This is a genomic window from Saccharothrix sp. AJ9571 (assembly GCF_021725495.1).
In the GTDB taxonomy this organism is placed as follows: domain Bacteria; phylum Actinomycetota; class Actinomycetes; order Mycobacteriales; family Pseudonocardiaceae; genus Amycolatopsis; species Amycolatopsis magusensis.
The window spans coordinates 8,455,400-8,477,328 of record NZ_CP091382.1; the positions used below are offsets into that span (position 1 = coordinate 8,455,400).

General features: G+C 71.5%; 20 protein-coding genes and 1 pseudogene. 12 read left to right on the plus strand and 9 right to left on the minus strand.

Annotation, left to right across the window (positions count from 1 at the left end; genetic code table 11):
- Window positions 1–24 precede the first annotated feature (24 nt).
- From L3Q67_RS38190 to L3Q67_RS38210, 5 genes are read right to left on the minus strand one after another with little or no spacing between them, the layout of a single operon-like run.
- Complete coding sequence (locus L3Q67_RS38190) at window positions 25–1,629, minus strand: acyl-CoA synthetase (RefSeq protein ID WP_499186276.1); 1,605 nt, start codon at window positions 1,627–1,629, stop codon at window positions 25–27.
- 39 nt (window positions 1,630–1,668) lie between these two features.
- Entirely contained in the window at window positions 1,669–2,850 is a 1,182-nt protein-coding gene (locus L3Q67_RS38195) for an ROK family protein (RefSeq protein ID WP_499186277.1), read from the minus strand.
- Window positions 2,834–3,700 (minus strand): carbohydrate ABC transporter permease, encoded by an 867-nt coding sequence (locus L3Q67_RS38200; protein WP_499186278.1) that lies wholly within the window; start codon window positions 3,698–3,700, stop codon window positions 2,834–2,836. Before L3Q67_RS38200 ends, L3Q67_RS38195 begins: the two co-directional genes overlap by 17 nt.
- Complete coding sequence (locus L3Q67_RS38205) at window positions 3,697–4,635, minus strand: carbohydrate ABC transporter permease (RefSeq protein WP_499186279.1); 939 nt, start codon at window positions 4,633–4,635, stop codon at window positions 3,697–3,699. The genes L3Q67_RS38200 and L3Q67_RS38205 overlap by 4 nt, the downstream gene beginning before the upstream one ends.
- A 16-nt stretch (window positions 4,636–4,651) precedes the next feature.
- Window positions 4,652–6,019, minus strand: a complete 1,368-nt coding sequence (locus L3Q67_RS38210; RefSeq protein WP_499186280.1) for an ABC transporter substrate-binding protein — start codon at window positions 6,017–6,019, stop codon at window positions 4,652–4,654.
- 127 nt (window positions 6,020–6,146) lie between these two features.
- Here L3Q67_RS38210 and L3Q67_RS38215 point away from each other — a divergent pair, with 127 nt between their 5' ends.
- From L3Q67_RS38215 to L3Q67_RS38250, 8 genes are all read left to right on the plus strand, one after another.
- The gene (locus L3Q67_RS38215) at window positions 6,147–7,196 is read left to right on the plus strand and encodes a zinc-binding dehydrogenase (protein ID WP_499186281.1); all 1,050 of its coding nucleotides are present in this window, start codon (window positions 6,147–6,149) and stop codon (window positions 7,194–7,196) included.
- A gap of 2 nt (window positions 7,197–7,198) precedes the next feature.
- A complete protein-coding gene (locus tag L3Q67_RS38220; protein ID WP_499186282.1) occupies window positions 7,199–7,996 on the plus strand; it encodes a sugar phosphate isomerase/epimerase family protein in 798 nt (265 codons plus the stop codon).
- Entirely contained in the window at window positions 7,993–9,270 is a 1,278-nt protein-coding gene (locus L3Q67_RS38225) for a glucosidase family protein (protein ID WP_499186283.1), read from the plus strand. The genes L3Q67_RS38220 and L3Q67_RS38225 overlap by 4 nt, the downstream gene beginning before the upstream one ends.
- Before the next feature lie 10 nt (window positions 9,271–9,280).
- Complete coding sequence (locus L3Q67_RS38230; protein ID WP_499186284.1) at window positions 9,281–9,856, plus strand: carboxymuconolactone decarboxylase family protein; 576 nt, start codon at window positions 9,281–9,283, stop codon at window positions 9,854–9,856.
- Window positions 9,857–10,031: 175 nt separating this feature from the next.
- On the plus strand, window positions 10,032–11,501 hold the full coding sequence (locus L3Q67_RS38235) for a DUF1996 domain-containing protein (protein WP_499186285.1): 1,470 nt from the start codon (window positions 10,032–10,034) through the stop codon (window positions 11,499–11,501).
- A gap of 78 nt (window positions 11,502–11,579) precedes the next feature.
- A complete protein-coding gene (locus L3Q67_RS38240) occupies window positions 11,580–12,020 on the plus strand; it encodes a phosphatase domain-containing protein (protein ID WP_499186286.1) in 441 nt (146 codons plus the stop codon).
- 10 nt (window positions 12,021–12,030) lie between these two features.
- The gene (locus L3Q67_RS38245) at window positions 12,031–12,816 is read left to right on the plus strand and encodes an alpha/beta fold hydrolase (protein ID WP_499186287.1); all 786 of its coding nucleotides are present in this window, start codon (window positions 12,031–12,033) and stop codon (window positions 12,814–12,816) included.
- Window positions 12,817–12,925: 109 nt separating this feature from the next.
- Complete coding sequence (locus tag L3Q67_RS38250) at window positions 12,926–15,262, plus strand: ATP-binding protein (protein WP_499186288.1); 2,337 nt, start codon at window positions 12,926–12,928, stop codon at window positions 15,260–15,262.
- On the opposite strand, the gene L3Q67_RS38255 is transcribed toward L3Q67_RS38250, so the two are convergent.
- On the minus strand, window positions 15,237–15,653 hold the full coding sequence (locus L3Q67_RS38255; RefSeq protein ID WP_499186289.1) for a DUF2000 domain-containing protein: 417 nt from the start codon (window positions 15,651–15,653) through the stop codon (window positions 15,237–15,239). The genes L3Q67_RS38250 and L3Q67_RS38255 overlap by 26 nt on opposite strands.
- A 77-nt stretch (window positions 15,654–15,730) precedes the next feature.
- Here L3Q67_RS38255 and L3Q67_RS38260 point away from each other — a divergent pair.
- Window positions 15,731–16,504 (plus strand): annotated as a pseudogene (locus L3Q67_RS38260) (helix-turn-helix transcriptional regulator); the annotation flags it as partial.
- On the opposite strand, the gene L3Q67_RS38265 reads toward L3Q67_RS38260, so the two are convergent.
- Together L3Q67_RS38265 and L3Q67_RS38270 are read right to left on the minus strand one after the other, a co-directional pair.
- Complete coding sequence (locus tag L3Q67_RS38265) at window positions 16,465–17,610, minus strand: MFS transporter (protein WP_499186290.1); 1,146 nt, start codon at window positions 17,608–17,610, stop codon at window positions 16,465–16,467. The pseudogene L3Q67_RS38260 and the gene L3Q67_RS38265 overlap by 40 nt on opposite strands.
- Window positions 17,611–17,659: 49 nt before the next feature.
- Window positions 17,660–18,580: a LysR family transcriptional regulator gene (locus L3Q67_RS38270; protein ID WP_499186291.1), complete on the minus strand. Its 921-nt coding sequence runs from the start codon at window positions 18,578–18,580 to the stop codon at window positions 17,660–17,662.
- A gap of 97 nt (window positions 18,581–18,677) precedes the next feature.
- Here L3Q67_RS38270 and L3Q67_RS38275 point away from each other — a divergent pair, with 97 nt between their 5' ends.
- The 3 genes from L3Q67_RS38275 to L3Q67_RS38285 are packed head-to-tail and all read left to right on the plus strand — an operon-like array spanning window position 18,678 to window position 21,554.
- Window positions 18,678–19,961, plus strand: a complete 1,284-nt coding sequence (locus L3Q67_RS38275; protein WP_499186292.1) for a CitMHS family transporter — start codon at window positions 18,678–18,680, stop codon at window positions 19,959–19,961.
- 16 nt (window positions 19,962–19,977) lie between these two features.
- Window positions 19,978–21,249, plus strand: coding sequence for an acyclic terpene utilization AtuA family protein (locus tag L3Q67_RS38280; protein ID WP_499186293.1), 1,272 nt, complete (start codon window positions 19,978–19,980; stop codon window positions 21,247–21,249).
- Window positions 21,246–21,554: an AtuA-related protein gene (locus L3Q67_RS38285; RefSeq protein ID WP_499186294.1), complete on the plus strand. Its 309-nt coding sequence runs from the start codon at window positions 21,246–21,248 to the stop codon at window positions 21,552–21,554. Before L3Q67_RS38280 ends, L3Q67_RS38285 begins: the two co-directional genes overlap by 4 nt.
- Here the strand turns inward: L3Q67_RS38285 and L3Q67_RS38290 are convergent.
- A complete protein-coding gene (locus L3Q67_RS38290) occupies window positions 21,525–21,914 on the minus strand; it encodes a CU044_2847 family protein (RefSeq protein ID WP_499186295.1) in 390 nt (129 codons plus the stop codon). The genes L3Q67_RS38285 and L3Q67_RS38290 overlap by 30 nt on opposite strands.
- Between the last annotated feature and the right edge of the window lie 15 nt (window positions 21,915–21,929).

Consider the following 21,929-nt stretch of genomic DNA (forward strand, 5'->3'; position numbering starts at 1 on the left):
GCGCGGGGGTACGACAGTTTCGGCTCAGGACCCCTGACCGAGGGTGGCGTGCTGGGCCCGCAGTGCGCGCTTGAGGATCTTCCCGCTGGGGTTCTTCGGCAGCGCGTCGGCGAAAACCACGTACTTGGGGCACTTGTAGCCCGCCAGGTGGCCGCGGACGTGCGCGAGCACCTGCTCCTCGGTCAGCGTCACGCCGTCGCGCGGCACCACCACCGCCGTCACGGCTTCGATCCAGTGCGGGTGGCTGATGCCGAACACCGCCACCTCCGCCACGCCGTCCAGCAGGTAGATGGCCTCCTCGACCTCCCGGCTGGCCACGTTCTCGCCGCCGGTCTTGATCATGTCCTTCTTCCGGTCGACCACGGACAGGTAACCGTCGGCGTCGAGCACACCGAGGTCACCGGAGTGGAACCAGCCACCGCGGAAGGCCTCGGCCGTCTTCTCCTCGTCGTCGTGGTACCCGAGTGTCGCGTGGGGACTGCGGTGCACGATCTCGCCGATTTCGCCCGGCGGCAGCGGGTTGTCCTGCTCGTCCACGATCGCGGTCTCCACGTTGATCGACGGACGCCCGGCCGAACCGGCCTTCGGCAGCTGCTCGTGCGGCCGCAGGATCGTGGCCAGCGGCGCCATCTCCGTCTGCCCGTAGAAGTTCCAGAACTCCACCTCGGGCAGCCGCTCCCGCAGTTCGCGCAGCACCTCCACCGGCATCGGCGACGCGCCGTAGTAGCCCTTGCGCAGGCTGGACAGGTCGGTGCGGTCGAAGTCCTCGTGCCGCAGCAGGGAAATCCACACCGTCGGCGGCGCGAACAGCTTGGTCGCCCGCTCCCGCTCGACCGCGGCGAGCAGCGCCGCCGGGTCCGGGCCGGGCAGGATGACGCTGGTCGCGCCGAGGTAGACGTCGACGGAGAAGAAGCAGTCCAGCTGCGCGCAGTGGTACAGCGGCAGCGAGTGCACCTCGACGTCGTCCGCGCTCATGCCGCCGTCGATCGCGCACGAGACGTACTGCGCCAGCAGCGACCGGCTCGACAGCATCACGCCCTTCGGCCGCGACTCGGTGCCCGAGGTGTACATCAGGCGCAGCGGGTCGTCGTCGCCGACCACCACGTCCGGCGCGCTGACGTCCCCCGGCTCCTCGATCCAGTCGGTGACCTCTTCCCAGCCGGGTTCGTCGTGCGCCCCGCTCGCCGAGATGCGGCCGCGCGGCACGTCGTCGAGTTCGGCCGCCGCCAGTGCCTCGTTCGCCGTGCCGACCAGTGCCGCCTCGGCGACCATGCCGCTGACCCCGGCGTGACGCAGGATGTAGGCGACCTCCGCCGCGCCCAGCATGAAGTTCACCGGAACGAGGACCACGCCGAGCTTGGCGGTGGCGAACACCAGTACCGCGAACTCCCAGCAGTTGTGGCTCAGCAGCGCGAGCCGGTCGCCCTTGGCCAGCCCGCGGGCGGCCAGCGTGTGCGCGCAGCGGTTCACCGCGGCGTCGAACTCGGCGAAGCTCACCCGCCGGTCGCCGGAGACCACCGCGAGCTTGTCCGGGTACCGCAGCGCGGTGCGCCGCACCAGGTCCCCGACGGAGTGCCGGCGGGCGCGGGCGATGGCGTCGGTGGTCTGCGGGGTGAAGGCACTGAGCATGGACGAGTCTGTTCCGCGTGAGCGGCCGCGCGCAAGTGATCAAGGCGCGGTGGCGGCCCCGTCCAGCACGCGGTCCACCGCTTCAGGTGAGTACACCGACTCGACCACCATCGCGCGCAGGCCCAGCACCCCGGCCCGGTCGCCGAGGTCGCTGGTCACCACCTTCAGGTTCCGCGTGGCCCTGGGCAGCGCCCGCTGGTAGAGCAGTTCGCGCACGCCGGTGACGAACTGCGTCTCGGCGAGGTCCCCGGCCAGCACCAGCACCTGCGGGTTGACCAGGCACACCACCGTGCTCAGCACCTCGCCCACCAGCTGACCGGCTTCCCTGGCCAGCGCCGCGGCCGCCGGCGAGCCCGCCGCCACCTGCTCGACGAAGTCCCGGCTGGACGCCGCGGGCACGCCCGAGGCGGTCAGCCGCTCGGCGAGCGCGCCACCGCTGGCCAGTGCCGCCAGGCAGCCCTGCGCCCCGCACATGCACCGCGCCTGGGACGACGCGTCGACCCGGATGTGCCCCAGGTCGCCCGCGCCGCCGTCGATGCCGCGGTAGAGCTGGCCGCCGAGCACCAGGCCCGCGCCGATGCCGGTGGAGACCTTCACCAGCACCAGCGACGGGCAGTCCGGCGACCGGCTCATGTGCTCGCCGAAGGCCATCGCGTTGGCGTCGTTGTCCACCAGCACCGGCACGCCCCAGCGGCGGCCGAGGTGCCGGGAGACGGGGAAGCCGTCCCAGCCCGGCATGATCGGCGGCTCGCGGACCGTGCCGGTCTCGAACTCGACCGGCCCCGGCACGCTCACCCCGATACCGCGCACGTCACCACGGCGCAGCCCGGCCCGCTCCACCAGCGCCGCCAGCTCGCCCTCGACCCAGTCCAGCACCGGCGCCGGGCCGTCGGCGATCCGCAGCGGCGTCAGCGACTCCGCCAGCGACGTCCCGGCGAGGTCGAACACGCCGAGCCGGGCGTGCGTGGCGCCCAGATCGGCGGTGAGCACCACGCCGTGCCGGTCGTTGAACTCCAGCTTCACCGGCGGCCGCCCGCCGGTGGACCCGCCCACCCCGCCGCTGCGCAGGAATCCCGCCGCCCGCAACGCGTCCAGCCGGTGCCCCACGGTGGACCGCGCGAGTCCGGTGTGCTCCTGCAACTCCGCGCGCGTGGTCGCCCGGCCGGTCCGCACCAGCCACAGCAGGTGGCCGGCGGACGAGCGGTCATCCCTTGTCAGCACCGCTGGTGAGCCCTTCGGTCAGCATCCGTTCCGCCGCGTAGAACAGCAGCACGATCGGGATGGTCAAGACCACCGAACCGGCCATCAGCACGGTCTTGGGCACCTCGATGCCGCCGGAGAGCTGCGCCAGCCCGAGCGAGACCGTCCACTTCTCCCGGTCGGCCACCAGGAACAGCAGGGCGAACAGGAACTCGTTCCACGCGATCATGAAAACGTACAGTGCGTTGGCCATGATCGCGGGAGCGGCCAGCGGCATGGTGACCCGCGTGAGCACCTGCCGCCGGGTGCAGCCGTCGATCGCGGCGGCCTCCTCGACGCTTTCCGGGATCGTGGTCAGGTAGTTGCGCAGCATGTAGATGGAGACCGGGATGGTCTGCGCCACGTAGACGATGGTCAGCCCGACCAGCGAGTCGCGCAGGCCGAGCTTGGTGAACAGCACGAACAGCGGCACGGCCAGCAGGATCGCCGGGAACAGGTAGACCGCCAGGAACAGGAAGTGCACCTGCCGGTGCCCGGCGAAGCGCAGCCGGGTCACCGCGTACGAACCCGGGATGGACACCAGCAGGGTCAGCAGCACGGTGCCGACCGAGACCAGCGCCGAGTTCGCCAGCAGCCCGAGCATGCCCTGGCCGCCGGAGTCCTCGGAGGAGAGCACCTCCTCGTAGGTCGCCGTGGTCCACTGCGAGATGCTCACCCACAGCGCGCCCGGATCGCGGAGCAGGTCCTCGATCGGCCGGACCGAGAGCATGATCATGTAGTAGAACGGGAACAGCGTCGCCAGCCCGAGCCCGGCGAGCACCACCCACCGCAGGACGCGGAAGAGCTTGGTCTCGAAGGTATCCCGGTTCACGACTTGTCCTCCGGTTTCGGCGCGAAGAACTTCAGGTACACCGCCAGGAACACCAGCAGCACCGCGGCCAGCGCGAGCGCCTGCGCCGAGGCGGCGCCGACGTCGAACCGCGCGGTGATGAAGTCGTAGACCCGCACGCTGGCCACGTCGGTACCCGCGCCACCGCCGGTGAGCAGGTAGACGTCGTCGAACTTGGTGAAGTTCATCACGAACCGCAGCATGGCCAGCAGCGCGATCACCCCGGCCAGTTGCGGCAGCACCACGTGCCGGAACCGCTGGGTCGGCGTGGCCCCGTCCACCCTGGCCGCCTCCTCCAGCTCACCGGGGATCGCCTGCAGGCGCGCGAGCAGGAACAGGAAGGCGAACGGGAAGTACCGCCAGCCTTCGAACACGATCACCGTGAGCAGCGCGACCGGGATCGGGATGTCCAGGCCCAGCAGGGAGATCGTGGTCTCGCGCTGGGTGAGGAAGGCGATCGGCCGGTCCCAGCCGAAGATCCGCGCGCCCCACTCGTTGACGATGCCGTACTGCGGGCTGAGCATCACCTCCCAGACGAAGGCCACCGCCACCACCGGCGCCACGTACGGCAGCAGCATCGCCCCGCGCAGGAAACCCCGGCCGCGGAACGGTTTGCGCAGCGCGAGCGCGGCGGCCAGGCCGAGCAGCAGCGCCAGCACCGTGCCGCCGATGGCGTAGACCAGCGTGGTCCCCACCGAACTCCAGAACCCCGGCGAGCCGAAGACGGTGACGAAGTTCTGCAGGGTGTAGCGCTCGAACAGGCCGGTGTCGCGGACGTTGATCAGCCGGATCCGCTGGAAGGCCAGGACCACCGTCCACAGGATCGGCAGCACCACCACGGCCAGCACCACCAGCAGGGTGGGCGAGATCATCGCCAGCCCGGCGCGGTTCTCCTGCTGCCGGAGCGTTCCCTTCATGGTTTTCACCGCGCCCTCACCTCAGCGAAGTCTGGATCGAGCGGATCTCCTCCGCGGCTTCACCGGCCGCGTCACCCGGCGAACTGCCGCCGAGCATCGCGTCGACCGCCTTCGGCACGGGCATCTCCCCGGCCGTGGCGCCGACCAGCACGCCTTGTCCCTGCTCGAAACCCCAGCGGGAGAAGCGTTCCGGGCTTTCCCGCAGCGCGGCGATCGTCTCCGGCGGGTAGATCTCGGCGAGCGGGCGCTTGGTGTCCACCCCGGCCGGGAGGCTCTCCCACGCCTTGGTGAACTTGTCCGGCTCGGCCGCCGTGCCACGCCGGGCCGGGATCTTGCCCTCCGGCGCCATCGCCAGCCACTCCGGGTACGCCTGCTCCCCCATCATGAACTCGACGAGTTTCTTGGCTTCCTCGCGCTTCGCGCCGACCTGCACGGTCCACGAGGTCAGCTCGCCGTACTGGGCGGGTTCGGCCGAGTCGGGGCCGGCGATCGCGCTGATCACCCCGCTGTTGCGCGCCAGGAACTCCGGGTCGGCGGTGCACTCCGGGCACGCGGGCAGTGCGTCGTCCCGCAGGCCACCGAGTTCGTCCAGCAGGAACGACGACCACACGATCATCGCCGACCGGCCGGCGAAGTAGGTGGCACGCGTGCTGTCGATGTCCTGCGCGCCCGGCGGGGCGTGGTTCCCGGCCACGTCGCCGACGAACTGGAAGGTGTTGCGGCAGGGTCCGCTGTCGAGCGCGATGGCGCCGTCGTCACCGACGAGCTCGCAGCCGTTGCCGACGGCGAGCCCTTCGAACGCCTGCCCGGTGGCCGCGTCGTTGGCCGCGGTGGCCATCGAGATCCCGGACATCTCGCCCTGGTCGAGCCGCCGCGCGGCTTCGGTGATCCGGTCGTAGGTGTCCGGCGGCGCGAGCCCGGCGGCGGCGAACAGGTCCTTGCGGTAGACCAGGATCTGCGCCCAGCCGTCGGAGGGCACCGCGAGCTGGCGGTCGCCGTCGCGGGTGAGTTCGAGCGCGCGGCCGGAGAAGGTGCCCGGCCCGAGCGCCTGGACGACCTCCTGGCTCGCGGCCGTGTCGAGCAGTTCGTTCCCGGCCAGCTGCCAGGTGGAGGTGAGCGGCAGCGCACCGATGACGTCGGGCAGCTTGCCCGCGGCAGCCGAGGACATCACCAACTGGCTGAACTGGTTCTCGTCGATGGCCACCAGGTCGACCGGGATGCCGGTCTGCTCGGTGAACCGCTGGGTGAGCCGTTCGGTCGCCTGGAACCGGTCGGGCAGGTTCTCCAGGCTCCAGACGACCAGTCCCGGCCCTTGTCGCGGAGTTCCCCCACAGGCGGTGAGCAGCGCCCCGCCCAGCACCACGCTGAGTGAGATGGCCGCCACCCGGACGCTCCATCGCATTCCATGCCTCCACTTCTGGCTGCAGGAGCCACATCGAAGCAGACCTTATGATTGGTGACAAGACATAAGTAGGTATAGTCCCGGTCGTAACACCGAGCGAGGAGGGCTGTTGCCCGGCGTAGTGCAAGTCGTCCAGTTCACCGGTCCGCGGCGGGTCGAGCTCGCCGAGATCCCGGCCGATCCGCTCGGCCCGGGCCAGGTCCGCGTGCGCACCCGGTTCTCGGGCATCTCGGCGGGTACCGAGCTGACCGCTTACCGGGGTACGAACCCGTACCTCACCCGTACCTGGAACGCCGAACGTCGCCTGTTCACCGATACCGCCGAGATCCCCGGACTGCAATACCCCGTGGTGGGCTGGGGTTACTCCGAAGCGGGGGAAGTCGTCGAAGCGGCACCCGGCACCGGGTTCGCGCCCGGCGACCAGGTGTGGGGCATCTGGGGGCACCGCAGCGGTGCCGTGCTGCCCGCGGAGAAGGTGCGGCCGGTGCCCGAAGGCCTCGATCCGCTCGCCGCTTCGTTCGCCAGGGTCGGCGCGGTCGCGCTCAACGCCATCCTGGCCGCGGACATGCACCTCGGCGAGGTGGTGACCATCTTCGGCCAGGGCGTGATCGGACTGCTGGCCACGCAGATGGCGCGCCAGAGCGGCGCCGAGGTGGTCGCGGTGGACGCGCTGGCCCCCCGCCGCGCGGAGGCGCTCAAGGCCGGTGCCGTGCTCGCGCTCGACCCCGTCGGCGAGCAGGTCGCCGAGGGTGTGCGGGAGCACAGCGGCGGCAGCGGCGCGGACGTGGCGATCGAGCTGAGCGGGTCCTACCTGGCGCTGCACGAGGCGATCCGCACGGTCGCGCCCGGCGGGCGGGTGGTCGCGGCGGGCTTCTACCAGGACGAGGGCCGTGGCCTGCGGCTCGGCGAAGAGTTCCACCACAACCGCGTCGAGCTGATCAGCTCGCAGATCGGCGGCGTCACCGCGCGCCTGTCCGGTCGCTGGGACCAGGCGCGGCTCAACGAGACCTTCCTCCGGCTCAGCGCCCAGGGCCTGCTCGACCCGGCGTCGCTGGTCACCCACCAGCTCCCGCCGTCCCGCGTGGCGGAGGCCTACCGCCTGCTCGACACCAGCCCCGGTGACGCGCTGCAGATCGTGCTCGATTTCGACCAGGAGTAGTTGTGCCCGAATTCGGCTGTCAAGAACAGTTGCTGCCAGGAGAGACCCTGGAGCGGAAGTGGGAGTTCGCCCAGGCGGCCGGCTACCACGCGATCGAACTGCGCGGCCGGGGTGAGTACGCCCTGCTCGACCGGCTGCCCGAACTCCGGCGCGCGGCGGCGGCCGGGGTGGTCATGCCGACGGTCTGCGTGGAGATGTCCCACTTCTTCGCCGCCTTCGACCCCGACCTGCGGGCCGACGCCATCGCGCAGCTGAAGTCGCAGCTGTCGGTGATCGCCGAACTCGGCGGGCAGGGCGTGATGACCCCGGCGTCCTACGGGATGTTCTCCCGCCGGCTGCCGCCGTTCGAGCCGCCCCGCAGCGAGGCCGAGGACCACGAGGTGCTGCTCGCCGGGCTGACCGAGCTGGGCGAGCACGCCAGGACCGAGGGCGTGCACCTCTACCTCGAACCGCTCAACCGGTACGAGGACCACATGGTCAACCGGCTCGAGCAGGCCGCCGCGCTGATCGAGGAGACCGGGCTCGACTCGATCCGGATCGCCGCGGACACCTACCACATGAACATCGAGGAGGACGATCCCGTCACCGCGCTGACCAAGGCGGAACGCCACCTCGGGCACGTCCACGTCAGCGAGTCGAACCGGTTCCAGCCGGGCACCGGGCACGTGGACTGGCCGGGCGTGCTCGGCGCGCTGGCCGCGATCGGCTACACCGGTTACCTGACCCTGGAGTGCCGCCTGCGCGGGGAACCCACCACCGCACTCGGCGCGGTGCCGTCCTTCCTGCGGCGCGCGTCATGAGCCTCGGGCTGCGCGAACGCGCGAGCCGCGTGCTGCTGGACAACTGGCACGGGCAGTCCACCATCCCGGCGAGCGGGCTCTACCCGCACCAGTGGAGCTGGGACTCCGCGTTCATCGCGCTGGGCCTGCGCCACCTCTCGCCGCGGCGGGCCCAGCGGGAGCTGGAGTCGTTGTTCGGCGCGCAGTGGCCGGACGGGCGGGTGCCGCACATCGTGTTCGACGCCTCGACCCCGGCCGACGCCTACTTCCCCGGTCCCGCGTTCTGGCAGTCGGCCACGGTCACCGCACCGGGGCACCCGGCGACCTCCGGGCTGATCCAGCCGCCGGTGCACGCGCTCGCCGCGTGGGAGACCTTCCTCGCGGCACCGGAACTCGCGCGGGAACGCGGCTTCCTGCCCAGGCTGTACCCGCGGCTGGTGGCCTGGCACCGCTACCTGACCGGCCGCCGCGACTTCGGCGGGCGCGGGCTGGTGAGCATCGTGCACCCGTGGGAGTCCGGGATGGACAACAGTCCGGCGTGGGACACCCCGCTCAGCCGGGTGGCCCCCACCACCTCGCTGTTCACCCGGCGCGACCTGCAGCACGCCGCCGCCGGGGAGCGGCCGACGGACCTGGACTACGGGCGCTACGTCCGGCTGGCGCAGACCTACCGCGACCACGGGTACGCCGACGACCTGGCCACGCACGCCTTCGCCGTGGAAGACCCGCTGACCAACGCGCTCCTGGCCGCTTCGGAAGCCGCGCTGGCCGACATCGCCGTCGAACTGGGTCTGGACCCGGCACCGCACCTGGCCGAGCTGGCCCGGGTGCGCGACGCGCTGTCGGAGACCCTGTTCGACGGGGGCGACGGCTGCTTCCACGCCCGCGACGTCCACAGTGGACAGTCGTTGCGCTGCGGCAGCGTCGCCGGACTGATCCCGCTGGTGGTGCCCGGGCTGCCGGTGGCGGACGCGCTGGTGAAGACCACCGTGGGCCCGCGCTTCCGGCTCGGCGAGATCGGCCTGCCGCCCAGCTTCGACCTGACCGACGCGATGTTCGAGGCCACCCGCTACTGGCGCGGCCCGGCCTGGTTCAACATCGGCTGGCTGCTCTGGCGCGGCCTCCGGCTGCACGGCGAGCACGAACTCGCCGCCACCGTCCGCGCGGGCCTGCTCAGCGCCGCCGACGACGTGGGGTTCCGCGAATACGTCGATCCGCTCACCCGCAACGGCCACGGCGCCAGCGACTTCAGCTGGACCGCGGCGGTGATCCTGGACCTGCTGGCCGCCGCTTAGGCTCGGGGTCATGAGTGAAGACGTGAGCCGGTTCCCCGTGGTCGAACTCGACGGTCTGCCCGAAGACCTGCGCGAGCGCGTCGGGGCGATCGCCGGGAAGTCCGGGTTCGTGCCGAACATCTTCCGCGCGCTGGGCCACCGGCCCGCCGAACTGCGGGCGTTCCTCGACTACCACGACGCGCTGATGGACCGCTCCGACGGGCTGAGCAAGGCCGAGCGCGAACTCGTCGTGGTGGCCACCTCGAGCGCGAACCACTGCACCTACTGCGTGGTCGCGCACGGCGCGATCCTGCGCATCCGCGCGAAGGACCCCGAGCTGGCCGATCGGGTGGCGGGCAACCCGTGGCAGGTCGAGCTGGACGAGCGCGGGCGCGCGATCGTCGACCTCGCGCTCGCGCTGGCCCGTGATTCGGCGAAGTTCGGCGAGGCCGACCTGGCGCGGGCACGCGCGGCGGGACTCACCGAGGACGAGATCTGGGACGTCGGCGCCATCACCGCGTTGTTCGCCCTGTCCAACCGCCTGGCGCACCTGACCGCGCTGCGCCCGAACCCCGAGTTCTTCACCATGGGCCGTCCGGCCCAGTAGTACTGCGCCGGATGGCGCAACCTCATCCGCGAGCTGAACAAAACTCGCCGGGCGGACGTAAATCCCGTTCGAAGCCGTGTCTTCCCCGGCCGGAGCAATTTCTCGGCAGCGATCGGGGAATTGTCCCGGCGACGCGGCCCCACCCCGACGAAGTTTGACCCCGATGAGGTACTCCATGGCCCAGCACAAGGGTAGACATCGCATTTCGAAGCGCACGAAACTGACCACCGGCGCGATCGGCCTGGTGATCGCGGTCGGCGTGGTGGTTCTCAACGCGAGCGCCGGTGACCCCGCACCGGCGAGCGCGGACGGCGCCGACAAGTCGCTGTTCGTCGACATCACCACCGTCACGCCGAACGTGAAGACGCCCCAGCCCCAGCGAAGAGCCAGCAAAGGTACGTTCACGGTCGACTGTGGACGGAACGAGAACGGGCACTTCAACCCGGACAACTTCATCGCCCAGCCCGGCGTCCGCAACGGTGCCCAGCACCTGCACGACTACGTCGGCAACCTCTCCACCAACGCCGATTCCAACAACCGGAGCCTGGCGCGGGCGGGGACCACCTGCCGCAACGGCGACAAATCCACCTATTTCTGGCCGGTGCTGCGCATCAACGCCGAAAACGCAGAAGAAGCGCCCGCGGAAAATCCGCCGGCTGAAGAACAGAAAGCGAAGCGCAAACAAGCGCAGGCGGCCGATCAGCAGGCCAAGGCCGAACCCCGGGTCGACTGCCCCGACGTGGCCAGCCAACTGCCCGACGAGATCCCCGAGCCCGTCCAGGACGAGGTCGAAACCGAACTGGGCAACCTCGACGGCCAGCTCGACGCGGCCGAGCAGAAGGTGCAGGGCGGCGAGGACCCGGCCGCGGTGCTCGAACCGCTGAAGGCCGAGCGGGCGGCAGCCATCGACCGGATGGCGAACGCGATCGACGCCGAGGCCGACAAGCCGCAGAACCTCGGCGGACTGGCGCCGTGCGCGGTCAAGGACCAGAACAACGCCGGTGTGGCCAACGGTGACGAGAACAGCGACAACGCCCAGGCCGAGGGCACCGAACAGGAAGCACGGCAGCCGCAGCCGGAGGAGAACGACAACAACGAGCTCGAGGGCAACGAGGGCGAGATCCAGCGGCCGGAGGCGGTCGACCTGACCTTCCGCGGCAGCCCGGTCGGCAAGGTCACCGCGATGCCCCGCTTCCTGCGGATCCTCTACGGTGACGCGAAGGTGGGCACGAACGGGCCGAAGAACGCGCGCGATTCGTGGACCTGCAGCGGTTTCGAGGACCGGGTGCTGATGAACAAGTACCCGATCTGCCCCGAGGGCAGCAAGGTGGTGCGGTTGCACGACTTCCCGAGCTGCTGGGACGGCCGCAACATCGACTCGGCCAACCACCGCGACCACATCGTGTTCCCCGACCAGAACGGGCGGTGTGCCCGCGGGTTCCGCGCGGTGCCGCAGCTGCGGATCACGCTGACCTACGACGTCCCGCGTGAGGTCCAGCTCGCCGGGCAGTACGCGGTCGACTCCTTCCCGGAGGAGGAGCACAACCCGCTCAGCGACCACGACGACTTCGCGAACGTGATGTCGCAGCGGATCATGTGGCGCCTGGTCAACTGCGTCAACCGCGGCAAGACCTGCCAGGAGTGAGTTCGCCGGGTGCGCGGGGCCGGACCGGCGGCTCCGCGCACCCGCCGGTCCGGCCCGGTTTTCTGGCACGATGGCCGGGTGAGTGTGACCCAGCTGACCGGCGCCATCGAACTTCCCGACGGTTCCTGGGTGCGCGGCCGCGGCCTGCGGCGTGGCGCACCGGAAGGCGACCCGCCCGACCACGGCCTGTACCTCGGGACGCGCGTGCTGCGCCGTTCCCACGGCGGGCACATCGCCTGGGCGCAGGAGTGGATCAGCTGGCCGGACTTCCTGCTCCCGCTCGACCGCCAGGCGGCGGTGACGCGCATCCGTGCCCTGCACGCACTGGCGAAAGAGGGCCACCGCGTGGAAATCGCCTGCGGCGGTGGCGTCGGCCGCACCGGCACCGTGATGGCCTGCCTCGCGCGCCTGGCCGGCGTCCCCGGGGGTGAAGCCGTCGCCTGGACGCGTGAGCACTACCACCCCCGTGCGGTCGAAACCCCTTGGCAGCACAAGTGGGTGGCCCGCTTCCCGGCTTAAGATCGGTCGTATGCCGTTCGCACGCACGCCCGATGATGTGAAGCTGTACTACGAGGTGCACGGCCAGGGCGAGCGCGTGCTGGTGCTGCTCGCCGGGCAGGCGAACAACCACCACTGGTGGGACACCGCCCGGCCGGACTTCGACCCGTTCTTCCGCACGGTGACCTACGACCACCGCGGGGTCGGGCGCAGCGACAAGCCCGACGACGACTCGTACAGCACCCGCGGGTTCGCCGAGGACGTGGTGGCGATCCTCGACGACCTCGGCGTGGAGCGCGCCGACGTGTACGGGACCTCGATGGGCGGGCGGGTGGCGCAGTGGCTCGCCGCCGAGCACGCCGGGCGGGTGGGCGGGCTGGTGCTCGGCTGCACCTCCCCCGGCCTGCCACACGGGCTCGAGCGCGACCGCGAGGTCAAGCGGTCGCTCGGCCAGCGTGACGCCGCCGCGGCCCGCCGGGCGTTGCTGGAGCTGATGTACACGCCCGGCTGGATCGCCACGCACCCCGGGCCGTACCACACGCTGGGTGACCCGGACATGCCTCCGCACGCCCGCCGCGCGCACCTGCTCGCCAGCGCGCAGCACGACAGCTGGGACGCCCTGCCGCGGATCACCGCGCCGACGCTGGTGGTGCACGGCAGCGAAGACGTGTTCAACCCCACGGCCAACGCCCCCCTGCTCGCGGAGCGGATCCCGGGCGCGCGGCTGCACCTGATCCCCGGTGCCCGGCACGCCTACTTCGACGAATTCCGCGACGTCGCGGGCCCGCTCGTGCTCGATTTCCTGCTGGACGGGTAGCTGTCACTGCGGGTGATCACGCAGCGGTATGCTCGGACCGCGCCGGTTGAACAGCTAGCCGGGTTGACTTCGCGCCCGGCGCGCACCGGCAGCCGGGAGGCTACCCACCATGGACAGACGGTCAGCGGCGGAGCGGCTTTTCGCGGGCCCCGGTGAGACCCGCGCCCGGCTGCGCCGCACCGACTGGGCGGCCACCCCGCTCGGCCCGGTCGAGGACTGGCCCGTCGAACTGCGCAGCGCGATCCGCACCGTGCTGCCCTCGCGGATCCCGATGCTGCTGTGGTGGGGGCCGCGGCTGGTGCAGATCTTCAACGACGCCTACACCCCGGTGCTCGGCGACAAGTACCCCGAGGCCATCGGCCAGCCCGGTGCCGAGTGCTGGGCCGAGGTCTGGGACGAACTCGGCCCGCTGGCGCAGGGCGTGCTCGACGGCAGCGAGGCCACCTACACCGAGAAGCAGTTCCTCCTCATGCGCCGGCACGGCTACCTGGAGGAGACCTACTGGACCTTCTCCTACAGCCCGGTGTACGCCGAGGACGATTCGGTGGCCGGGGTGTTCGTGGCGACCACCGACGTGACCAGCCGGGTGCTCAGCGAACGGCGGCTGGAGACGCTGCGCAGGCTCGGCACGATCAACCTGGCCGGTGCCGAGCACCCGGTGACCGACGCCTGCCGGGAAGCGGTGCGGATCCTCGGCGACAACCGGGCGGACCTGCCGGTGGTGGCGGCCTCGCTGCGCGGGGACGGCACCGAGATGGCACCGGCGCCGGTCTTCCGGTTCGAAACCGGCGCGCCGGCCCAGCTCATCGAGTTCCCGCTGACCGTGACCGGCTGGCCGGAGCCGGTCGGCGAACTGGTCGTCGGGATCAGCCCGTACCGCGAGTTCGACGACTCCTACCGCGGCTTCCTCGAACTCGTCGCGGCGCGGCTTTCAGCCATCCTCACCGACGCGCTGGCCTACGAGACCGAGCGTCACCGCGCGAGCGCGCTGGCCGACCTGGACAAGGCGAAGACCCGGTTTTTCCAGAACGTCAGCCACGAGTTCCGCACCCCGCTGACCCTGCTGATCGGCCCGCTGGAAGCCCTGCTCGAGCAGGGCAGCCTGCCCGCCGACCAGCAGCACACGATGACCGCCGCCCTGCGCGCGGCCCGGCGGCTGCAGCGGCTGGTCGACACCCTGCTCGACGTGGCCATGGCCGAGGCCGACCAGCTCCAGCCCAAGCTCAAGCCGGTGAACCCGGCCCAGCTGACCGCCGAATGCGCGGCCATGTTCGGCTCGGCCGCCGAGGACGCCGGGCTGGACCTGCGGCTCGACCTGGGCGAGGGAACGAGCACGGTGATCTCGCTGGACCAGGAGATGTGGGCCAAGGTCGTGCTCAACCTGCTGTCCAACGCGCTGAAGTTCACCCACCAGGGCACGATCACCGTCGGCCTCGCGGTGCGGAACGACGATTTGGTGCTCAGCGTGAGCGACACCGGAACCGGCATCCCCGACACCGAGCAGGGCCGCGTGTTCGAGCGGTTCCACCAGGTCGAAGGCACCGCCGGGCGGACCGGTGAAGGCGCGGGCATCGGGCTTTCACTGGTCTCGGACCTGGCCGCGGCGCTGGGTGGCGCGGTCAGCGTGGACAGCACCTTGGGCTCGGGCAGCACCTTCACCGTCACCGTGCCGTGGCGGCCGGTCGACGCGGAACCGGCGAAGCCGACGGTGGGCGCGGCCATCGGCGCGGAGTTCGCCGACGAGGCCCGGCAGTGGGTGCCCCGCCCGGACGAGGAAGCCGGCGACACCGGCCGCCCCGGCGAAGCCCGCGTGCTGCTGGTCGAAGACAACGCCGACATGCGCACGCACATCCTGCGGCTGCTGCGGGGTCAGGGCTGGCAGGTCGACGCGGTGGCCGACGTGGACGCCGCGATCGAGCGGATCGCCGCGCACCGGCCGCACCTGGTGCTCAGCGACGTGATGCTGCCCGGGCGCGACGGCGTCTCGCTGCTGCGTGAGCTGCGGAGCGAACCGTCCACCGCGCGGCTGCCGTTCATGCTGCTCACCGCCCGCGCCGGCGCCGAGTCCACTGTGGACGGGCTCGGGCACGGGGCCGACGACTACATCACCAAGCCGTTCAACCCCGGCGAGCTGGTCGCCAGGGTCCGGGTCAACCTCGAACTGTCGTGGTTCCGCGAGAAGCTGATCGCGGCCGGTGAACGCGAGGCCATGGACCTGCGCCGGGCGCTGGACACGCGGAGCACGGTCAGCGAAGCCGTCGGGCTGGTGATGGCGGCGTTCCGGTGTGACGCGGACGCCGCCTTCGAAAAGCTGGTCAGCTTCTCGCAGCACCGCAACGTCAAGGTGCGCGAGATCGCCGCCGAGGTGGTCGCGGACTTCGTCGCGGCCATCGGCGAGGAGAAGCAGGCCGACGGCCAGGTCACCGATGCAGACTCGCGCCCTTGAGCACCTTGTCCACCGCGTTCTTCGGCCCGTGCAGCGCGAGGCCGACGAGGTTCAGCTTCTCGGCGGGCACCGCCCGCACCGCGGCGCGGTTGTCCGCGTCGTTGCCGGTGCTGAACAACTCCTCGGTGAACACGGCCAGGCGCAGCCCGCGGGAAAGCGCGCGGCCATGGGCGGCGGTCAGTAGTTCGGCGTCGCCGGCGAAGACCAGCACGGGCTGGCGGAACATCGCCAGGTATTCGGTGCCGTCGGCGTCGGCGTAGGGCTCGCCGATCAGTGCGGGGTCGGCTCCGGCGATCGCGCTGCTCAGGAAGGCGGTGACGTTGAGCCGCTGCCACGACTCCAGGTCTTCGCGCAGCAGGACGGCGATCTTCGTGTCGAACCGGGCGGTCACGGTGGTGCTCCTCGTTCGGGTGGCTGGACCGCTCCAGTCTCACGCCCGGCGCCGGGGGCGTCTTGTATGTTCCTGACATGATCAGGGCCTGGAAACCCGGGGTGCCGGGGGTCTCCGAGGTCTTCCACGCGCACTTCGTCGGCCACGCCTACCCACCGCACACGCACGACGCCTGGACGGTGCTGATCGTCGACGACGGTGCCGTGCGGTTCGACCTGGACCTGCACCACCACGGCATCGGCACGCCGTCGGTGACCGTGCTGCCCCCGCACGTGCCGCACGACGGGCGGTCGGCCACCGAAGCCGGGTTCCGCAAGCGTGTGCTCTACGTCGACACGTCGATACTGGGTGCCGAACTGGCCGGGGCCGCGGTCGACCAGCCCACGTTCTTCGACCCGGCGCTGCGCCACCGCCTCCACCAGTTGCACCTGGTGCTGGCTCAGCCGGGCGAGGAACTGGAAGCCGAGAGCAGGCTGGCGCTGGTGCGCGAACGGCTGCGCACGCACCTGCGACGCCGGGCCGAACCGCGGCCCGTCCCGGTGCACCGCCTGGCCGGTGACCTGCGGGGCCTGCTCGACGAGCACACCGTCGACGGTCTCACCCTGGAGCACGCCGCGCAGGTGCTGCACGCGCACCCGACGCACCTGGTCCGCTCGTTCACCAGGGCGTTCGGGCTGCCACCGCACCTGTACCTGACCGGGCGGCGCGTCGACCTGGCGCGGCGGCTCCTGCTCGCCGGGCAGCGCCCCGCCGAGGTCGCCACCGCGGCCGGCTTCTACGACCAGGCGCACCTGGGCAGGCACTTCAAGCGTCACCTCGGCGTCAGTCCCGGTCGCTTCACCGGGCGCCGGAGCCCGGCCAGCGCGAGTGCGGCCACGAGTCCGCCGAGCAGCAGCACGGCCGACGGCGAGAAGGCGTCCACCACCAGCCCGCCGAGCCACGCCCCGGCCGCGATGGTGGCCTGGAACGACGCGGTGAACAACACCGTCGCGGCCTCGGGCGCCTCGGGCGCGGCCTTGGCGAACCAGGTCTGCGAGCACACCGGCACCGCGCCGTAAGCCAGGCCCCACACCACGAGCAACACCAGCGCCCCGGGCGGGCTGCCGCCGAGCACCGGGAGCAGCGCGGTGGTGACGGCGAGCGTTCCGGCGACCGCCGCGAAGGTGCGGCGCGGCCTGCGGTCCACAGTGGACCCGGCGAGGAAGTTTCCGGCGATGCCCGCGATCCCGTAGGCCAGCAGGAAAAGGGTGATCGCACCCGGGCCGAGCCGGGTGACTTCCAGCAGGAACGGGGTCACGTAGGTGTAGGTGCCGAAGTGCGCGAGCACGATCAAGAAGGTGACCAGGAGCGCGACGCGGACGCTCCCCCGCCGCAGCAGGGCGTTGAGCACCGGCGCGCTGGTCACCTGCCGCGCGGGCAACGAAGGCAGGCAGACCAGCATGGCCAGGAACAGGACCGTGGTGAACACACCCAGCACGACGAACGCCGCTCGCCAGCCGGCGAGGTCGCCGATGAAGGTGCCCGCCGGTACGCCGAGCACCGAGCCCAGAGGCACCGCGGCGAAGATCACCGCGGTGCCGGTGCGCACCCGCTCCGGCCGGACCAGGCGGGGCGCGAGCCCGGCACCGGCCGACCAGAACGCGCCGATCACCAGCCCGACCAGCACCCGTGACACGAGCATGACGGGGTACGAAGGCGCGAGGGCGGCGAGGAAATCGGCGAACGCCAGGAGCAGCACCAAGGCGCACAACAGCTTCCGCCGATCGAGGCGGCCTGCCGCGGTGGTGACCACGGGTGCGGCGATCGCCGCCAGCACACCGGGCAGGGTCATCATCAACCCGGCCGTGCCGTCGGAGACACCGAAGTCCCTGGCTATCGGGGTGAGCAGCCCGATCGGCAGGATTTCGCTGGTGACAAGGGAAAAGATCCCGAGCATGACGCAGAAGACGGCGGGCATGGGCCCAGTCCACCAACCGGTGCGCGGAAAGTCCGGCGCCTTCGCGACATCACCGTGGAAGCCACTGTGATTCCGGCGGCAGCTCGGCCCGATCGGTGAACAGGGCGTCGAGGAACGCCCGCACGGCGGGAGCCAGCGGGCGCGCGGGATCGCGCACCACGGCGATGGTGCGTTCCACCGCGGGCAACGGCGCGTGTGCCAGGCCCGCGAAGGAAACCAGGGGCAGCACCAGCCCCGGCACCACGGACACGCCCAGCCCGGCGGCGACCAGGCCGGCCACCGCGGCGATGTTCCTGGCTTCGATCCGGCGGCCGGTCCGCACCGCACCGGCGTCGAGCGCGCGATCCACCAGGCGCCGGATGCTCGACGCGGCCCCGAAGGCGATGAACGGCTCCCCCGCCAGCGAAGACCAGGTCAGCGCCGGACTCCCGGCGAAGGCGTGCTCGGGCGGGAAGATGCAGCAGAACCGGTCCGCCGCCAGCTCGCGCACCTCCAGATCGGGCAACGGCTCGGTCACCACGGTCACCGCCAGATCGACCGCGCCCGCCCGGACCCGGTCGAGCACCTCGCCGGACAACGCGTCCTCGATGGACAGCTCCACCGCCGGGTGCGCCCGCCCGTAGGCCGCGACCACCGGCGGCAGCAGGATCGCGGCGAGCGACGGGAGCGTGGCCACCCGCACGTGCCCGGCGGATCCCTCCAGGAATCCGGCGAAGTGGCGCATCCCGGCGTCGAAGGCGTCGAGCACCCCGCGGGCGATGCGCACGAACTCGGCGCCCTCCGGGGTCAGTTCGAGCCGTCGCGTGGTGCGTTCGAACAGGGCCACGCCCACGCGCCGCTCCACCTCGCCGATCGCCCGGCTGAGCGAGGACTGCGCCAGGTGCAGCCGCTGGGCGGCACTGGTAAACCCGCCCGCGTCGGCCACTTCGACCACCGCGCGCAGTTGCGGAACGGTCAGATCCATGCGCATGGTGCATCAGTCTATGCGAAACCCTTGCTTGACCTCGATAGGCGAGCTATCGCACAGTCGACGGCGTCAACGGCGACGGGGAAAGGCCTGGAACACGATGCTGGCAGTGGCGGGTTTCCTGACCATCGCGGTCTTCCTGGCCGGTGTGCTCTCGCGCCGGGTCTCGGTGCTGCTCGCGCTCACCGTGATCCCGATACTGGCCTCGCTCGCCGTCGGCGCGGCACCCCGGCTGGGCGAGCTGATCGGCAAGGGCCTGACCACGGTCGCACCGGTGGCCATCATGATCACCTTCGCGGTGCTGTACTTCTGCCTGATGATCGAGGCCGGGCTGTTCGACCCGGCGGTCGCCCGGATCCTCCGCTGGGCCAAGGGCGATCCGCTCAAGATCACCGTCGGCACCGCGGTGCTCACCCTGCTGGTCGCGCTCGACGGCGACGGCGCCTCCACCTTCCTGATCACCGTTTCGGCGATGCTGCCGCTCTACCGCAGGCTCGGCATGCGCCCGCTGGTGCTGGCCGGCGTGATCTGCCTGGGCGCCGGCGTGATGAACATGGTGCCGTGGGGCGGCCCGACCGCGCGGGCGATGGCGGCGATGGACCGCGACAGCGGCGAGCTGTTCCTGCCGTTGCTGCCCGCGATGATCGGCGGGGTGCTGTGGGTGCTCTTCGCCGCCTACCTGATCGGCCGCGCCGAGCGGAAACGCCTCGGCGTGATCGCGCTCGAACCGCCCGCAGAAGCCAAGGCCGAGCGCACGCGCGCCGACCGCGTTCGCTTCTGGCTCAACGTGGTCCTCACGCTCGCGCTGGTCGCCGCCCTGCTCGCCCAGCTGGCGAAGCTGGAGATCCTCTTCGTCGTGGCGTTCGTGCTGGGCCTGCTCATCAACCGGCCGAAGTGGCCGCAGCAGCAGGAACTGTTCGAGAAGCACGGGCACAACGTGGTGCTGGTGACCACGATGATCTTCGCCGCCGGGGTGTTCACCGGCGTGCTGTCGGGCACCGGCATGATCGACGCGATGGCCCGCGCACTGGTCGGCGTCGTCCCGGACTGGGCGGCGGGCGCGCTGCCGCCGCTCACCGCGCTCACCGGCATGCCGCTGAGCCTGGTGTTCACCCCGGACGCCTACTACTTCGGCGTGCTGCCGGTGCTCGCCGAGACCAGCGCGGCGCTGGGCGGTGACCCGGCCGAGGTGGCCAGGGCCGCCCTGCTCGGCCAGATGACCACCGGCTTCCCGCTGAGCCCGCTGACCGCGTCCACCTTCATCCTGGTCGGCATGACCGGGGTGGACCTCGGCGCGCACCAGCGGTTCATCTTCAAGTGGGCGTTCGGCACCACGCTGGTGATGACCGCCGTCGCGCTGCTCACCGGCGCGATCTCCGTCTGAGGGGAACCAGGGAACCATGCGAACCACACGGATCGGCAGCGGCGCGGGCTTCGCCGGGGACCGCTTCGAACCGGCCGAAGTGCTGGTGCGCCAGGCGGGACTGGCCGACCTGGTGCTGGAATGCCTGGCCGAGCGCACGATCGCGCTCGGCCAGCAACGCAGGCTCACCGATCCGGACGCCGGGTTCGACCCCCGGTTGCTCGCGCGGTTCCGGCGGTTGCTGCCGCTGGCGGCCGAACACGGCGTGCGTGTGCTCACGAACATGGGCGCGGCCAACCCGCTCGCCGCGGGTCGCGCGACCGCGGCCCTGCTCGGCGAACTCCGGCTCGATCGCACGGTCGCGGTGGTCACCGGTGACGACGTGCTCGACCGGATCGACCCCCGCACCCCGGCGCTCGAAGACGGCGTGCCGCTGGCCGACCACGGCGAGCTGGTCTCCGCCAACGCCTACCTCGGCGCGGACGCGATCGCACCGGCGCTCGGCGCGGACGTCGTGCTCACCGGCCGCGTCGCCGATCCCTCACTGTTCCTCGCCCCGCTCGCGGACCGGCTCGGCTGGGACCTGGCCGATCCGCACCCGGCCGCCGCCGGCACCCTGGTCGGCCACCTGCTGGAGTGCGCCGGGCAGCTCACCGGTGGTTATTTCGCCGACCCCGGGCACAAGGAGGTGCCCGGACTGGCCGAACTCGGCTTCCCCTTCGCCGACGTCGGCGCCGACGGCTCGGCGGTGTTCGGCAAGCCGGACGGCACGGGCGGCCTGGTCTCACTGGCGACCGTGCGCGAGCAACTGCTGTACGAGATCACCGATCCCACCGCCTACCTGACCCCGGACGTGGAACTAGACCTGCGCGAGGTGACCCTGCGCGAGACCGGCCCGGACCGGGTCGCGGTCCAAGGCGCGGTCGGGCGGACCCGGCCGCGGCGGTTGAAGGTCAGCGTCGGCTACCGCGCCGGGTTCCGGGCTGAAGCGGAGATCTCCTACGAAGGCCCGAACGCCAGGGAGCGCGCCGTGCTGGCCGGGGAGATCGTCACCGCGCGCCTGCCCGTGCCACCACGGATCCAATTGTCCACTTCGGACACCGAGAGCCGGTTGCGGGTGGCCGCGCTGACCCCGGACCGCGAGGCGGCGGAGGTGGTCTGCCACGAGGTCGAAGCCCTGTACACCAACGGGCCCGCCGGCGGTGGCGGCGTCCGCACGAGCACCACGGAGGTCATCGGCATCGTGTCCGCACTCCTCGACCGCGAGCGGGCCGAACCCACGGTGACGACGTTCCGGCCGGTGCGATGATCCTGCACGACATCGCGCACTGCCGCGCCGGCGACAAGGGCGACACCTCGATCCTGTCGCTGTTCCCCTACCGCGACGAGGACTTCCCGCTGCTCGTCCGCGAAGTGACCGCCGAACGCGTGCGTGCGCACCTGTCCGGTCAACTGCGTGGCGAGGTGGTCCGGTACGTGCTGCCGAACCTGTGCGCCCTGCAGTTCCGGTGCCGCCACGCGCTCGACGGCGGCGTGACCACCTCGCTCGCGCTGGACACCCACGGCAAGGGCTTGAGCTTCCGGCTACTCGCCCTGCCCATCGGCGGGCTCTGAGGCCTTGGCGGGCGCGGAATCCTCCACGGCTTCCTCCGGGCGCACCGCGGCCGGATCGCGCAGCCACTTCAGCTTCACCTCGAACTGGCCCTGCAGCCCGGTTTTCGCGATCACCGCGCCCGCCTGCGCGTCCAGCTTCACGCCGAACTTCAGCTCCACCTCGTCCGGGCCCATCGAGCGGAACCGGTCGAGCGCGGCGGCCGCGGCACCCCGCACCTCGTCGAGCGCGCGTTCGAAGGACATCCCCGCCTCTCGAAGCATGTTCTTCGGCCGCCCGGCGCGTTCGACCGCGTGCGGGACCTCCACCTCGACCAGCACCGAACCACCGTCGTCGAGCGGGAACCGCACGAACTCCGTCACTTCGCCTCCTCGTGT